The organism is Bacillus sp. NPDC077411, assembly GCF_044543425.1.
In the GTDB taxonomy this organism is placed as follows: domain Bacteria; phylum Bacillota; class Bacilli; order Bacillales; family Bacillaceae_G; genus Bacillus_A; species Bacillus_A bruguierae.
Genome location: NZ_JBITWA010000009.1, coordinates 81,103 through 94,672, shown reverse-complemented (window position 1 = coordinate 94,672; position 13,570 = coordinate 81,103). Strand labels below are relative to the sequence as shown.

Genomic DNA, 13,570 nt, shown 5'->3' with positions numbered 1-13,570 from the left:
AAAGACACATCTTCTCCATTGTAATTTTATATTTCTTCATGTTATTTTATTATAAGGCAAATAATCTTTATGAGGTGAGTACTAATGAAACGTATTGGTGTTTTGACAAGTGGTGGAGATTCACCTGGAATGAACGCTGCTATTCGTGCAGTTGTTCGTAAAGCAATATATCATGATTTAGAAGTGTATGGTATCTATCATGGATACGCAGGATTAATTTCTGGTCATATTGAAAAATTAGAATTAGGTTCTGTAGGCGATATTATTCATCGCGGTGGAACAAAATTATATACAGCAAGATGTCCTGAGTTTAAAGAGCTAGAAGGACAATTAAAAGGGATTGAACAATTAAAGAAATTTGGTATTGAAGGACTTGTTGTTATTGGTGGGGATGGTTCTTACCAAGGTGCGAAGAAATTAACAGAGCATGGTTTCCCATGTGTTGGTGTACCTGGCACAATCGATAATGATATTCCTGGTACAGATTTCACAATTGGTTTTGATACAGCTTTAAATACTGTTATCGATGCAATTGATAAAATTCGTGATACAGCTACATCCCATGAACGTACATATGTAATTGAAGTAATGGGTCGCCATGCAGGTGATATCGCATTATGGGCTGGTTTAGCAGACGGTGCAGAAACAATCTTAATTCCAGAAGCAGAGTATGATATGGGAGATGTAATCGCTCGTCTAAAACGCGGTAGTGAACGCGGTAAGAAACATAGTATTATCGTTGTAGCTGAAGGTGTTGGCAGCGCGATTGAAATCGGTAAACAAATCGAAGAAGCGACTAATTTTGATACGCGTGTTACAGTATTAGGTCACGTACAACGCGGAGGATCTCCGAGTGCGATGGATCGTGTGTTAGCGAGTCGTCTTGGTGCAAGAGCAGTCGAGCTTTTATTAGAAGGAAAAGGTGGCCGTTGCGTAGGTATTCAAGATAACCAACTTGTTGATCATGATATTATTGAAGCATTAGCGAAAAAACATGAAATTGATGCAGAGATGTATCAATTATCAAAAGAATTATCTATCTAATTGTTGTAATGTTAAGTTAATGGTAACGTTTTCATAAATATTCGGAGGTGCGGTATGCGCAAAACTAAAATTGTATGTACAATCGGTCCCGCTAGTGAAAGTATTGAGAAGTTAGAACAATTAATCGGAGCAGGTATGAACGTTTGTCGTTTAAACTTCTCTCATGGTAGTCATGAGGAGCATGGATTACGCATTAAAACGATCCGTGAGGCTGCAAAGAAAACAGGTAAAACGGTAGCAATCTTACTTGATACAAAAGGTCCGGAAATTCGTACACATGACTTTGTAGACGGACAAGCTGAACTAAAAACAGGTGCAGAAGTTGTTATTTCTACAGAGCAAGTGTTAGGAACTGCTGAAAAGTTCTCTGTAACTTATGCAGGACTTTATGACGATGTAGACTCAGGTTCTCGCATTCTAATTGATGACGGTCTTATTGAGTTAGAAGTAATTGAAAAAGCAAATGGCGATATCCGCACAAAAGTGTTAAACAGCGGTATGGTAAAAAATAAAAAAGGTGTAAACGTACCAAACGTAAGTATTAAGCTTCCTGGTATTACGGAAAAAGATATTCAAGATATCGTCTTCGGTATCGAGCAAGGCGTTGACTTTATTGCAGCTTCTTTCGTACGTAAAGCATCTGACGTATTAGAAATTCGTGAGCTATTAGAAGCACACGGCGCAGGATACATTCAAATTATTCCAAAAATCGAGAACCAAGAAGGTATCGATAATATCGACTCTATCTTAGAAGTTTCTGACGGTTTAATGGTAGCCCGCGGTGATATGGGGGTAGAAATTCCACCAGAAGAAGTACCGTTAGTACAAAAGCGTCTAATCAAAAAATGTAACGTATTAGGAAAGCCAGTTATCACTGCAACGCAAATGTTAGATTCTATGCAACGTAACCCTCGTCCGACACGCGCGGAAGCAAGTGACGTAGCAAACGCTATTTTCGATGGTACAGATGCAATCATGCTTTCTGGTGAAACAGCAGCAGGCTTATATCCAGTTGAAGCAGTGAAAATGATGGCGAATATTGCACTTCGTGTTGAAAAATCACTGCAATATGAAGATATGTTCCAAAAACGTCTTAAAGAGCAATCTTACTCAATCACAGATGCAATTAGTCAATCTGTTGCACATACAGCGCTTGCGCTTGATGTAGCGGCAATCGTAGCTCCTACAGAAAGTGGATATACTGCAAAAATGATTTCTAAATATCGTCCGAAATCTCCGATTGTAGCTGTAACATCTAATGAACAAGTATGTCGTCGTCTTGCGCTATCTTGGGGTGTACAAGCGTATATGGCAGAAGAAAAAGCAAAATCTACAGATGAAATGTTAGAAACAGCGATTCAAACAGCTATGGATGCAGAAATGATTGGTCTTGGTGATACAGTTGTAATCACTGCTGGTGTACCGCTTGCTGAAACTGGTACAACAAACTTAATGAAAATTCATGTTGTTGGCGAACAAATCGCTAAAGGACAAGGAATTGGTCGTAAAACGGCAAAAGGGAAAGTTGTTGTAGCTAAAACAGCTGAGGAAGCAATAGCAAACGTAACAGAAGGTTCAATTCTTGTTACAGTAAGCACTGATAAAGATATGATTCCTGCGATTGAAAAAGCAGCAGCACTTGTTGTAGAAGAAGGCGGATTAACAAGCCATGCAGCGGTTGTTGGTGTATCAATCGGCATTCCAGTTATCGTTGGTGTAACAACTGCAACTGCTACGCTAAAAAGCGGCCAAGAAGTAACAGTTGATGCGGCGCGTGGAATTGTATATAATGGACATGCGGAAGTGCTATAAGTAATAATATGTGGGGAAGGATGTAAATCCTTCTCTTTTTTTTACAAAATTTGAAAATAAGAAGATTTAGAAAAAGAGGTGAGAGGAATGAAAGTGTTTCTCTTCTTGTTTATTTTAATTCCAGCGTTAGAAATTACAATGTTAATCGGATCGAGTCAATGGATTGGGTTATGGCCGACATTTTGTGTTATTATGCTAACAAGTATAATTGGAGCATATATAGCAAAGCGACAAGGGTTAGCGGTATGGAGAGATATTCAATATCGGTTCAGTAGAGGTGAACTTCCAGGTGATGTTGTATTGGATGCGATTTGTATTTTTGCAGGTGGTATACTTCTAATGATACCTGGCTATATAACAGATTGTGTAGGAATAATTTTATTGATTCCAGCAGCGAGAAAACCAGTGAAATATATGATAATCAAATGGATGGAACGAAAAATAAGTCGAAACAATACAATTATTGTGCAAAAATAACGCTTGAGAGAGAAAAACTCTTCAAGCGTTATTTTTTGTCGAAAAAACAGATGAATATTTATTCATTTGTAGAAAAACGAAGAAAAATATAGTATTTTTATTCATTTTTATAAATAAAAAAACAAGGAGGGGCTTCTCCTTGTTTTAGGTGATGTAGCTATTACCCTTTTATAAACTTCCAAAGATCTTTAAATACATTTGCTTTATGCAATGTATTTAATAAAACGAGTGTTACAGGACCAATAATTAATCCTAAAAAACCAAATAGTTTAAATCCGATAAATAAAGAAAATAATGTTGGCAGTGGATCAAGTCCAATGTTAGATGATAATACCTTTGGCTCCATTAATTGACGCTGCACGATGACAACGATATATAAAATAAGTAAACCAAGTGCGAAGGCGGTATCTCCTGTAAAGAATATATAAATAATCCATGGAACGAAAACAGCTCCTGTTCCTAAGTATGGAAGTAAATCCACAAATCCTGTAACAAGGGCGATTGTAATTGCGTACGGTACACGCAAAATTAATAGTCCAATTAGAACGATAATGGTCGTCATGGATATGAGTGTAAATTGTGCTTTCACAAATCCAAATAAAGCTTTTCGTAAATCCACAAAAATTGTTTTTCCATAACCGTGTAATCGATTAGGTAATAACTTTTCGATTTTACAGGCAAGGCGGTGCCAGTCAAAGCTAATAAAGAAAGTGGCTAACAAGACGAATACGAGAACAGTTAAGGTGGTTGGAAGAGCGCTAATGAAATTTGTTAATCCGCTTATAATGGCTGTCAAAATAGATTTCATTTGCTGTGTTGCTTCTGTACCGAGATTTTGAATGTTTGTTGTAATCGTGCTTTGTTGTGTTGCACCGAGATGCTTAAACTTAGAAATCAAATCGTTGTAGAGTGGCATAATATTGGTAAGTGCAAATTCCTGTAAATACTGAACTAGAGCCGGGAATTTTTCTGGTACGATTTGTAACAAATATGTTGTTGCGGAAATCGCTTCTGTTACAAGATACGTAACGAGCCCGACGATGGCGCCAAAAACAAGAACGAGGCTAATAAATACAGACAAAGCACGAGGGAATCGTAGTTTTTGATCGAGAAAGTTTACAACTGGATTGATTAAATATGCAATTGCAAAAGCGATAATAAATGGATAGACAAGACTTGATATATACAACAGCGCGTATACTCCTAATATAGTTGCTGCAATAACAAAGAGAAGTCGAAGTGCTATGTAGAGTGAATTTCGACTCAAAGGTGTTTTCCCTCCTCTGTAAAAAATGTTAGGTATGAGCGAAGCTTGTGTAATGATTCGCTTGAAAATATACATCAAATAATGAGGTACTTCATGCCTCTTCTGTAAATGGTATGGTATGATGTAATATAGATTTTTTCTTTTTTATTTTACCTTTTTCTTATAAGAAAGAAAAGGAAAGTAATCACTTTTGGTATAAGTGGAAACGATTCTCTATTTGAAGAGCGAATTCCTCTTTTTATTTCAGAAAGGGGACATATTTGAGAGCTCTTCATTATTTTCAGAAAGGATGCGACATCATGATTAGTCAGTCGACTTTATTTTTATTCATACTTCTTGTCATTGGACTTATCGCGAAAAATCAATCTTTAACAGTAGCGGTTAGTGTTCTATTTTTACTAAAGTGGACGTTTTTAGGAGATAAAATTTTCCCTTATTTGCAAACGAAAGGAATTAACCTTGGGGTTACCGTTATAACAATTGCGGTCCTTGTCCCGATTGCAACAGGAGAAATTGGATTTAAGCAGCTTGTAGAGGCGACAAAATCTTATTATGCTTGGATTGCTCTCGCTTCAGGAATTGCTGTGGCGCTTATTGCCAAAGGCGGTGTACAACTTTTAGCACACGATCCGCACATTACAACTGCTCTTGTGTTTGGAACAATTCTTGCGGTAGCACTATTTAATGGAGTGGCGGTAGGACCGTTAATTGGAGCAGGAATTGCATACGCTGTGATGAACATTATACAGCTGTTTAAATAAAAAAATTTATTTTAATATAAAATTTTCGAATTCTTTCCATTCACAAAAGTCAGATAATTGTTTATAATGTATGTAAGGCACTTCTTCGAGTTACATAACAGCATAGACCTACACCAGATAAAATAAAAATAACATGAAATAATTTTGTTAATATTGTTTTATGCTGTTTTTATAGGAAAGCTCTCCGAAATTATATTTCCTCACTATGTGTCGTTTTAGGCGTGGGGGTTCGGGGAGAAGCTCACGCCCATGCTACATAGTGTGGGACGATAGATAGATGTAAAAATGGTAATGATTGTGCCATTGTGTATTTCACTTGTTTAAGAGGTGAACGGGTGCTCATTCACTTTCTTGAACAGTGGAACACACATTTAATTGAGAAAAAGTATTAGGTTGGGGAGAAATTTCGAGGAAAAGGAGAGATTATAATGACTGTTATTCGAGGTTTAGAAGGGGTAGTAGCAACAACATCATCTGTAAGCTCTATTATTGATGATACATTAACTTATGTGGGATATAATATTGATGATTTAGCTGAAAATGCTACATTTGAAGAAGTTGTATATTTATTATGGCATCGCAAACTTCCAAATGAAGTAGAATTAGAGGAATTAAAAACACAGTTAGCCGAGCATGCGGCAGTGCCAAAAGATATTTTGGAATATTTACAACACACAAATTTAACTGTTGCGCATCCAATGTCAGTTTTACGTACAGCAATTTCCATGCTATCATTGTATGATGAAAGTGCTGAATTAATGGATGAGGCATCTAATTATTTGAAAGCGGTTAAATTACAGGCGCAAGTTGCAACTCTTGTTGCAGCATATGCGAGAATTCGCAAGGGGTTACCTGTTATCGAGCCTCGTAAAGATTTATCATTAGCTGCAAACTTTATATATATGTTAAATGATCGTGAGCCAAATGAAGTTGAAATTGAAGCGTTTGATAAAGCGCTTGTACTTCATGCGGATCATGAATTAAATGCATCTACTTTCACAGCACGTGTTTGTGTGGCTACACTTTCTGATGTATATTCCGGTATTACAGCAGCAATTGGTGCTTTAAAGGGACCACTTCATGGCGGAGCAAACGAAAACGTAATGAAGATGCTAATGGAAATTGGCGAAGAAGAAAATGTAGAATCATATATTCATAATGCACTTGACAATAAAGTGAAAATTATGGGCTTTGGTCATCGTGTATACCGCAATGGTGATCCACGTGCAAAACATTTACGTGAAATGTCTAAGCGATTATGCGTGCTAACAGGACAAGAGAAGTGGTATAATATGTCTATTAAAATTGAAGAGCTTGTAACTTCAGCAAAACATCTTCCACCAAATGTAGATTTTTATTCTGCATCTGTGTACCACTGCTTAGGAATTGATCATGATCTATTTACACCAATCTTTGCAGTCAGCCGTATGTCTGGTTGGTTAGCTCATATTCTAGAACAATATGAAAATAACCGCCTAATCCGTCCGCGTGCAGACTATACTGGTCCGATTAACCAACGCTATGTACCAATCGGACAAAGAATATAATGCGCTTTCATTAATCTGACTTTTTCGCAAAGATATAATGATTGAAATATTTAGACTTGAATTATGATTTGAACTGAGGGATTTATCCCTCAGTTTCATATATATGAAATTTCAAACATGGGGGTAATCACATTGACTACAGGAGAAAAAATTACCGTAACGAATGGTGTTATGAATGTACCTAACAATCCAATCATTCCTTTTATTGAAGGAGACGGAATTGGACCAGATATTTGGGCAGCAGCATCTCGTGTGTTAGAAGCAGCTGTTGAAAAAGCATATAATGGCGAGAAGAAAATTGTTTGGAAAGAAGTGCTTGCAGGGGAAAAAGCATTTAATCAAACAGGTGAGTGGTTACCAGAAGAAACGTTAGAATTGATTCGCGAATATTTAATCGCAATTAAAGGACCGTTAACAACTCCTGTTGGTGGCGGAATTCGTTCTTTAAACGTAGCACTTCGTCAAGAATTAGACTTATACGTATGTTTACGTCCTGTTCGCTATTTTGATGGGGTTCCTTCTCCTATTAAGCGTCCGGAAGATACTGATATGGTGATTTTCCGTGAAAATACAGAGGATATCTACGCTGGTATTGAATATGCGCAAGGTTCTGAAGAGGTTCAAAAGCTTCTTGCATTTTTACAAAATGAAATGGGTGTAAAGAAAATCCGTTTCCCAGAAACTTCTGGACTTGGTATTAAACCAATTTCTGAAGAAGGTACAAAGCGTCTTGTTCGCGCTGCGATTCAATATGCAATTAATGAAAAACGTTCTTCTGTTACATTAGTTCATAAAGGTAACATTATGAAATTTACAGAAGGAGCTTTCAAGAACTGGGGTTATGAAGTAGCAGAACAAGAATTTGGCGACAAAGTATTCACTTGGGCTGAATATGATCGCATTGTTGAGAAAGAAGGAAAAGATGCTGCGAATAAAGCGATGGCAGATGCAGAAGCGGCTGGAAAAATCATCGTAAAAGATTCAATTGCAGATATTTTCTTACAACAAATCTTAACACGTCCACGCGAGTTCGACGTTGTAGCAACAATGAACTTAAATGGCGATTATATTTCTGATGCACTTGCAGCACAAGTTGGAGGCATCGGTATTGCACCGGGTGCTAACATTAACTATGTTACTGGGCATGCTATTTTTGAAGCGACACATGGTACAGCTCCAAAATATGCAGGTTTAGATAAAGTAAATCCATCTTCAGTTATTCTTTCAGGAGTATTGATGTTAGAACATTTAGGATGGAATGAAGCAGCGAATTTAATTACTAATTCTGTAGAAAAAACGATTGCTTCAAAAGTGGTAACATATGACTTCGCACGCCTTATGGAAGGTGCAACTGAAGTGAAATGTTCCGAATTTGCTGATGCCCTTATTAACAATATGGACGCAGCAATTATTAAAAACGCATAATTCAAAGTGGGGGAGAAATTATGACAATCAAACGCAAAAAAGTTTCAGTCATCGGTGCAGGATTTACAGGGGCAACAGCAGCATTCTTATTAGCACAAAAAGAATTAGCAGACGTTGTATTAGTGGACATTCCGCAACTTGAAAATCCAACAAAAGGGAAAGCGTTAGATATGTTAGAAGCAAGCCCTGTACAAGGTTTCGATGCTAATATTATTGGCACATCTGATTACGCAGATACAGCTGATTCTGACGTAGTAATTATTACAGCAGGTATCGCTCGTAAGCCAGGGATGAGCCGTGATGATTTAGTAGCAACAAACTCTAAAATTATGAAAAGTGTAACGCAGGAAATTGCGAAATATTCTCCGAATACAATTATTATTGTATTAACAAATCCAGTTGATGCAATGACATATTCTGTATTTAAAGAAGCTGGATTCCCGAAAGAGCGCGTTATCGGTCAATCTGGTGTATTAGATACAGCTCGTTTCCGTACATTTATTGCACAAGAATTAAATCTATCTGTGAAAGATATTACAGGATTTGTTCTTGGTGGACACGGTGATGAGATGGTGCCGCTTGTTCGTTATTCTTATGCAGGTGGTATTCCGCTTGAAACATTAATTCCGAAAGAACGCCTAGATGCGATTGTTGAACGCACTCGCAAAGGTGGCGGTGAAATTGTAAATCTATTAGGAAACGGTAGTGCATACTATGCACCAGCTGCTTCTTTAGTAGAGATGGCTGAGGCGATCTTAAAAGACCAACGCCGCGTTTTACCGGCTATTGCATACCTTGAAGGTGAATATGGCTATAGCGATCTTTACTTAGGTGTTCCAGTTATCCTTGGTGGTAACGGAATCGAAAAGATTATTGAATTAGATCTTCTTCCGGAAGAAAAAGAAGGATTAGATCGTTCTGTAGAATCTATACGCAGTGTAATGAAAGTTCTTGCATAAAAAAGAAGGAAAAAGATTCGGGGTTCCCGAATCTTTTTCCACTATTAGAAGGATGTTTTTGTAAAATAATTTGAAAGCGTTAACAAAGAGGTATCCTACAATATAACACGTAGACTTGTAGCGAATGTTCTCTCGTCTTTATAAAGATTCGTATAATATATCACTTCGAGTAGGATAATGAAAATATCGATCGGAGGGATTGTATCATGTTAAAGAAAAGAAGCAAATTAGGTCGTAAAATGGATGAAATTACATTAGGGGAAAAGTTATCCGTTACAGAGAAAATAGAAGACAAAGATTTGTTATTATATTTAGGATTAACGAATGATTCGAATCCGTTATATATTCAGCATGATTACGCATCCCAAACTCCGTATGAAAAACCAATTGTACCAACTATTATGTTAACGGGGATTGTTACAACTGCAGTTACAAAGTACTTACCTGGTCCAGGAAGTCACGTTGTAAGACAAGAACTCGAATTTGTAAAGCCTGTATATCACTACACAACGCTCCAAATTCATTTTGAAGTTGTTTCCGTTTACCCAGAAGATCATTTCATTGAAATGCAAATGGTTGCGTACAATGAACAGGAAGAAGAAGTAATAAAAGGGTTACTAACAGTAGCACCGCCGCATCATTTAACGACGATATTTGAAAGATCACTGGATAATTTTTAATGAAAGAAGCTGTCCTAAAAATAGTGCTTTTGGGACAGCTTTCGTTTTTTACCCACGCGGCCATAACATAATAAATACGCCGATGATACAAGCGAAGGCCCCAGCCCAGTCGAATAAGTCGGGAGTTTTCTTATCAATCCACCAGCCCCACAGCAAACTCATGACAATAAACACGCCGCCGTAAGCTGCATACACTCTTCCGAAACTTGAGAATACTTGAAACGTAGCGATAACACCATATAAAAATAAAATAACTGCTCCGATGAGTCCAATTCCAATAGAACCGCCTTCGCGCAGCCATTTCCAAATAAGGTAACCGCCGCTAATTTCAGCTAAGCCTGCAAGAAAAAAGATAATAAATGCTTTTAACATAAAAGCTCCTTTCTATTCTATATAAATCCAAATTAAAAAAGAAATAAAACCATTCTTTTTCGGAGGACGAGAGCATCTGGCTATGCGTAGAAACGGTCAGTGCCCTTTCCTGCCACATGCAAGGTAAAACAAAGAGAGAAAGCAAGTGAGGGCTCTTCTGCATGGCCGCAATCTATATGTCGAAAAAGGATCAAGATTACTCCACTAGATGCTCTTTACTCTTGAAAAGAAGAGTAGTTTATCCCGCTATTTATGGTCTGTCGCCCCAATATAAGCTAAGAATATCATCATCAATATATAACCAATAAATATAAGTAGAATATCGTTACCAGTTTTAGACTTACGGTATCTAAATACCCCTTTCTGGAAACAAAGCCTACACTGCTTAACAATATAGGAAAATGTATTTTATCGTTTTCTTGTATAAGGGTAGCATAAAGTGAAACAGCAGTCAGTAGGAGACTGCTTGTAAAGTAGGAAATAAAGTCACATTTTTCAAAGCACAATTGTATTGAGAGGGATTTTGTTTTCTAGTATGATGGAAATATCGGGGAAGGGTATTAGGATGAGGAAGGTTTAGAACCTATAACTTGGAGGAATAGAATGAGCAATCGAATTTTGGTCGTAGACGATGAGGAGTTTATTTTAACTTTAATCGAATTTAATCTGCAGCAAGCAGGGTTTGAGGTTATAACAGCGATGGATGGGGAAACAGCGCTGCATAAGGCACAGACAGAGCGTCCTGATCTCATTATATTAGATTTAATGCTTCCAAAGATGGATGGCATGGAAGTTTGTAAAGAACTGCGTCTAGGGCGGATAATGACTCCTATTTTAATGTTAACTGCAAAAGACGATGAATTTGATAAAGTATTAGGGCTTGAGCTTGGAGCAGATGATTACATGACAAAGCCGTTTAGTCCAAGAGAAGTAGTTGCGCGTGTAAAAGCTATTTTGCGCCGTACGAAAATTCATGATGAACAAGCTCCGGAAGCAGAAGATGAAAATAGTATTATACTTGCTGGGTTGAAAATTTTACCAGATTTTTATGAAGCATACTTTAAAGGAGATAAGTTAGAACTTACGCCAAAAGAGTTTGAATTACTCGTATATTTAGCGAAACATAAAGGCCGCGTGTTAACTCGCGATCAGCTGCTAAGTGCAGTGTGGAATTATGACTTTGCTGGTGATACACGTATTGTTGATGTTCATATTAGTCACTTGCGAGATAAAATCGAAAAAAACACAAAAAAACCAACTTATATTAAAACAATCCGCGGATTAGGTTATAAATTGGAGGAGCCAAAAGGAGATGAATAAATTTCGCTCAAGGCTTCTCCTTACGTTTATTTCTCTCATTGTACTTATTGTTGTAGGAACAGGGATGTTGATTGAAAAAGTATTTGAAGGATTTTATGTTGATCATGTCCATGAGAGAATCGAGAAAGAAACAAAATATATTGCTTCTGTCGTTGAGGTGGAAGGAATTGATCATGTTCTAAAGGATCCAAATGTATTTTCGAAATTAGAAGAGCACTTCAGTTTATACGTAACGTTTCTAGATGAACAAAAACAAGTTCAATATGATACTGTAAAAGAGCAGACTGTGTTACATAAAGAAGTGATAGAAGAACTTCTTTATGAAGCAAGAAAACAACCGCATACAGTGGTGATGAAGGAAACAAAGGATAAATACCCTTATTATTATGCGACTTTTATTCAAGATGCACAGGGGAAGAAAGGGTATCTCATTATTAACGCTTCTATGGAATCTTTGAAAACTGTACATCCCAAAATGTGGGGCTTGTTAATTGTTGGCTTTATTAGTTCTTGTCTCGTTGTTATATTTCTTGGGATGAAAATTACAGCACAATATATTCGGCCGATTGAGTCTGTTACAAAAGTAGCTATTGAATTGGCAAAAGGGAACTATAAAGCGCGTGCTTATGAAAAACATTCAGATGAAACGGGAATGCTTAGTAAGGCGATGAACATTTTAGCACGTAATTTACAAGAGATGACATTAGAGCAAGAAATGCAGCAAGATCGGTTGCATACACTTATTGAAAATATGGGGAGCGGCATGATTTTAATTGATAGCCGTGGTTATATTAGTCTTGTTAACCGCTCTTATAAAGAGATTTTCCATGTAACAGATGAAGAGTATTTGCATCGGTTATATTATCAGGCATTTATACATAAAGAAATTGTCGAACTCGTGGAAGAAATTTTTATGACAGAGGTTAAAGTGCGAAAGCAAATGTTGTTGCCTCTTGAAATTGAAAGAAAACATTTTGAAGTGTACGGTGCTCCTATTATTGGAACGAACCATGAATGGAAAGGAATTGTCCTTGTTTTCCATGATATTACAGAGCTTAAGAAGCTTGAGCAAATGCGTAAAGATTTCTTGGCAAATGTTTCGCATGAACTGAAAACACCAATTACTTCTATTAAAGGATTTTCAGAAACATTACTTGACGGAGCGATGGAAAACCAGCAGTTTCGAGAGCACTTCTTACATATTATTTTGAAAGAAAGCGACCGAATGCAAGCGTTAATTGAAGACTTACTTGATTTATCGAAAATTGAGCAACAAGGGTTTCAATTAAATATGGGTGTTGTCGATTTAAAAGAGCTGCTAGAAGAAGTTGGTATGATACTAAATAATAAAGCAACAGATAAAGACATTCGTTTGCATGTTGATGTGAATGATCATATTTCTGTCATAGGAGATGCAGTGCGGTTAAAACAAGTTTTTATTAACTTGATGAATAACGCAATTCTATATACGCCGGCCGGAGGAGCTGTTTCTGTTACGTTTTCTCATGATAGCCAAAACGTATATATAAAGGTGTCAGATACAGGTATTGGAATAGAAAAAGGGCAGATTCCTCGTATTTTTGAACGTTTTTACCGTGTTGATAAAGCGCGCAGTCGTAATACGGGTGGTACAGGACTTGGATTATCTATTGTGAAACATTTAGTTGAAGCACATCATGGGATGATTACTGTAGAAAGTAAGATTGGGGTTGGAACGACATTTATTGTTACTCTTCAAAAGTATACGAAATAGATGTTTACATTATATTAACAATAGCTTCATTTTATATTAATAAAGGTCTGTTACTATAATACATGAAAACCCCTTCATCCAAGGAGTAGTTTGGGACGAGGATAAGGAAGCTTATTCTCGTCACTTCCCTTTTACATGACAAAATAGTTTTTA

Annotated in this window: 12 protein-coding genes; 10 read left to right on the top strand and 2 right to left on the bottom strand. The window is 36.9% G+C overall.

All coding sequences use genetic code 11. From position 1 onward, the window contains the following. Positions 1-84: 84 nt before the first annotated feature. The 3 genes from pfkA to ACIGHG_RS13675 all read left to right on the top strand — a co-directional run bounded on the left by pfkA (position 85) and on the right by ACIGHG_RS13675 (position 3,333). Positions 85-1,044 carry a 6-phosphofructokinase gene (pfkA, locus tag ACIGHG_RS13685; protein ID WP_090916382.1) on the top strand — a complete coding sequence of 320 codons (960 nt, stop codon included), beginning with the start codon at positions 85-87 and terminating at the stop codon, positions 1,042-1,044. Between the two features lie 54 nt (positions 1,045-1,098). Continuing rightward, entirely contained in the window at positions 1,099-2,856 is a 1,758-nt protein-coding gene (gene pyk, locus ACIGHG_RS13680) for a pyruvate kinase (RefSeq protein WP_336471016.1), read from the top strand. An 87-nt stretch (positions 2,857-2,943) separates the two neighbouring features. Further along, complete coding sequence (locus tag ACIGHG_RS13675) at positions 2,944-3,333, top strand: FxsA family protein (protein ID WP_336471017.1); 390 nt, start codon at positions 2,944-2,946, stop codon at positions 3,331-3,333. A 160-nt stretch (positions 3,334-3,493) separates the two neighbouring features. On the opposite strand, the gene ytvI is transcribed toward ACIGHG_RS13675, so the two are convergent. After that, positions 3,494-4,600: a sporulation integral membrane protein YtvI gene (gene ytvI, locus ACIGHG_RS13670; protein WP_090916388.1), complete on the bottom strand. Its 1,107-nt coding sequence runs from the start codon at positions 4,598-4,600 to the stop codon at positions 3,494-3,496. A 299-nt stretch (positions 4,601-4,899) separates the two neighbouring features. Between ytvI and ACIGHG_RS13665 the strand changes: the two genes are divergently transcribed. The 5 genes from ACIGHG_RS13665 to ACIGHG_RS13645 all read left to right on the top strand — a co-directional run bounded on the left by ACIGHG_RS13665 (position 4,900) and on the right by ACIGHG_RS13645 (position 9,972). Beyond that, positions 4,900-5,361, top strand: coding sequence for a DUF441 domain-containing protein (locus tag ACIGHG_RS13665; RefSeq protein ID WP_090916390.1), 462 nt, complete (start codon positions 4,900-4,902; stop codon positions 5,359-5,361). Between the two features lie 428 nt (positions 5,362-5,789). Beyond that, the gene (gene citZ / locus ACIGHG_RS13660) at positions 5,790-6,908 is read left to right on the top strand and encodes a citrate synthase (RefSeq protein ID WP_336471018.1); all 1,119 of its coding nucleotides are present in this window, start codon (positions 5,790-5,792) and stop codon (positions 6,906-6,908) included. Positions 6,909-7,040: 132 nt separating this feature from the next. Next, positions 7,041-8,333, top strand: a complete 1,293-nt coding sequence (gene icd, locus ACIGHG_RS13655; RefSeq protein ID WP_396548928.1) for an NADP-dependent isocitrate dehydrogenase — start codon at positions 7,041-7,043, stop codon at positions 8,331-8,333. 20 nt (positions 8,334-8,353) lie between these two features. Continuing rightward, positions 8,354-9,292: a malate dehydrogenase gene (mdh, locus tag ACIGHG_RS13650; RefSeq protein ID WP_336471020.1), complete on the top strand. Its 939-nt coding sequence runs from the start codon at positions 8,354-8,356 to the stop codon at positions 9,290-9,292. Positions 9,293-9,498: 206 nt separating this feature from the next. Continuing rightward, positions 9,499-9,972, top strand: a complete 474-nt coding sequence (locus ACIGHG_RS13645; protein ID WP_090916398.1) for a MaoC family dehydratase — start codon at positions 9,499-9,501, stop codon at positions 9,970-9,972. Positions 9,973-10,020: 48 nt separating this feature from the next. Here the strand turns inward: ACIGHG_RS13645 and ACIGHG_RS13640 are convergent, their stop codons facing one another. Beyond that, positions 10,021-10,344 (bottom strand): YnfA family protein, encoded by a 324-nt coding sequence (locus ACIGHG_RS13640; protein WP_396548926.1) that lies wholly within the window; start codon positions 10,342-10,344, stop codon positions 10,021-10,023. A 603-nt stretch (positions 10,345-10,947) separates the two neighbouring features. Between ACIGHG_RS13640 and ACIGHG_RS13635 the strand changes: the two genes are divergently transcribed. Together ACIGHG_RS13635 and pnpS are read left to right on the top strand one after the other, a co-directional pair. Further along, positions 10,948-11,664 (top strand): response regulator transcription factor, encoded by a 717-nt coding sequence (locus tag ACIGHG_RS13635; RefSeq protein ID WP_090916402.1) that lies wholly within the window; start codon positions 10,948-10,950, stop codon positions 11,662-11,664. Next, positions 11,657-13,417: a two-component system histidine kinase PnpS gene (gene pnpS, locus ACIGHG_RS13630; protein ID WP_336471022.1), complete on the top strand. Its 1,761-nt coding sequence runs from the start codon at positions 11,657-11,659 to the stop codon at positions 13,415-13,417. Before ACIGHG_RS13635 ends, pnpS begins: the two co-directional genes overlap by 8 nt. Positions 13,418-13,570 lie beyond the last annotated feature (153 nt).

Excerpts from the sequence above, each read along its gene's own strand:
- pfkA (WP_090916382.1), top strand. The coding sequence starts at position 85 with ATGAAACGTATTGGTGTTTTGACAAGTGGTGGAGATTCACCTGGAATG.
- pyk (WP_336471016.1), top strand. The coding sequence starts at position 1,099 with ATGCGCAAAACTAAAATTGTATGTACAATCGGTCCCGCTAGTGAAAGT.
- ACIGHG_RS13675 (WP_336471017.1), top strand. The coding sequence starts at position 2,944 with ATGAAAGTGTTTCTCTTCTTGTTTATTTTAATTCCAGCGTTAGAAATT.
- ACIGHG_RS13665 (WP_090916390.1), top strand. The coding sequence starts at position 4,900 with ATGATTAGTCAGTCGACTTTATTTTTATTCATACTTCTTGTCATTGGA.
- citZ (WP_336471018.1), top strand. The coding sequence starts at position 5,790 with ATGACTGTTATTCGAGGTTTAGAAGGGGTAGTAGCAACAACATCATCT.
- mdh (WP_336471020.1), top strand. The coding sequence starts at position 8,354 with ATGACAATCAAACGCAAAAAAGTTTCAGTCATCGGTGCAGGATTTACA.
- ACIGHG_RS13645 (WP_090916398.1), top strand. The coding sequence starts at position 9,499 with ATGTTAAAGAAAAGAAGCAAATTAGGTCGTAAAATGGATGAAATTACA.
- ACIGHG_RS13640 (WP_396548926.1), bottom strand. The coding sequence starts at position 10,344 with ATGTTAAAAGCATTTATTATCTTTTTTCTTGCAGGCTTAGCTGAAATT.
- ACIGHG_RS13635 (WP_090916402.1), top strand. The coding sequence starts at position 10,948 with ATGAGCAATCGAATTTTGGTCGTAGACGATGAGGAGTTTATTTTAACT.
- pnpS (WP_336471022.1), top strand. The coding sequence starts at position 11,657 with ATGAATAAATTTCGCTCAAGGCTTCTCCTTACGTTTATTTCTCTCATT.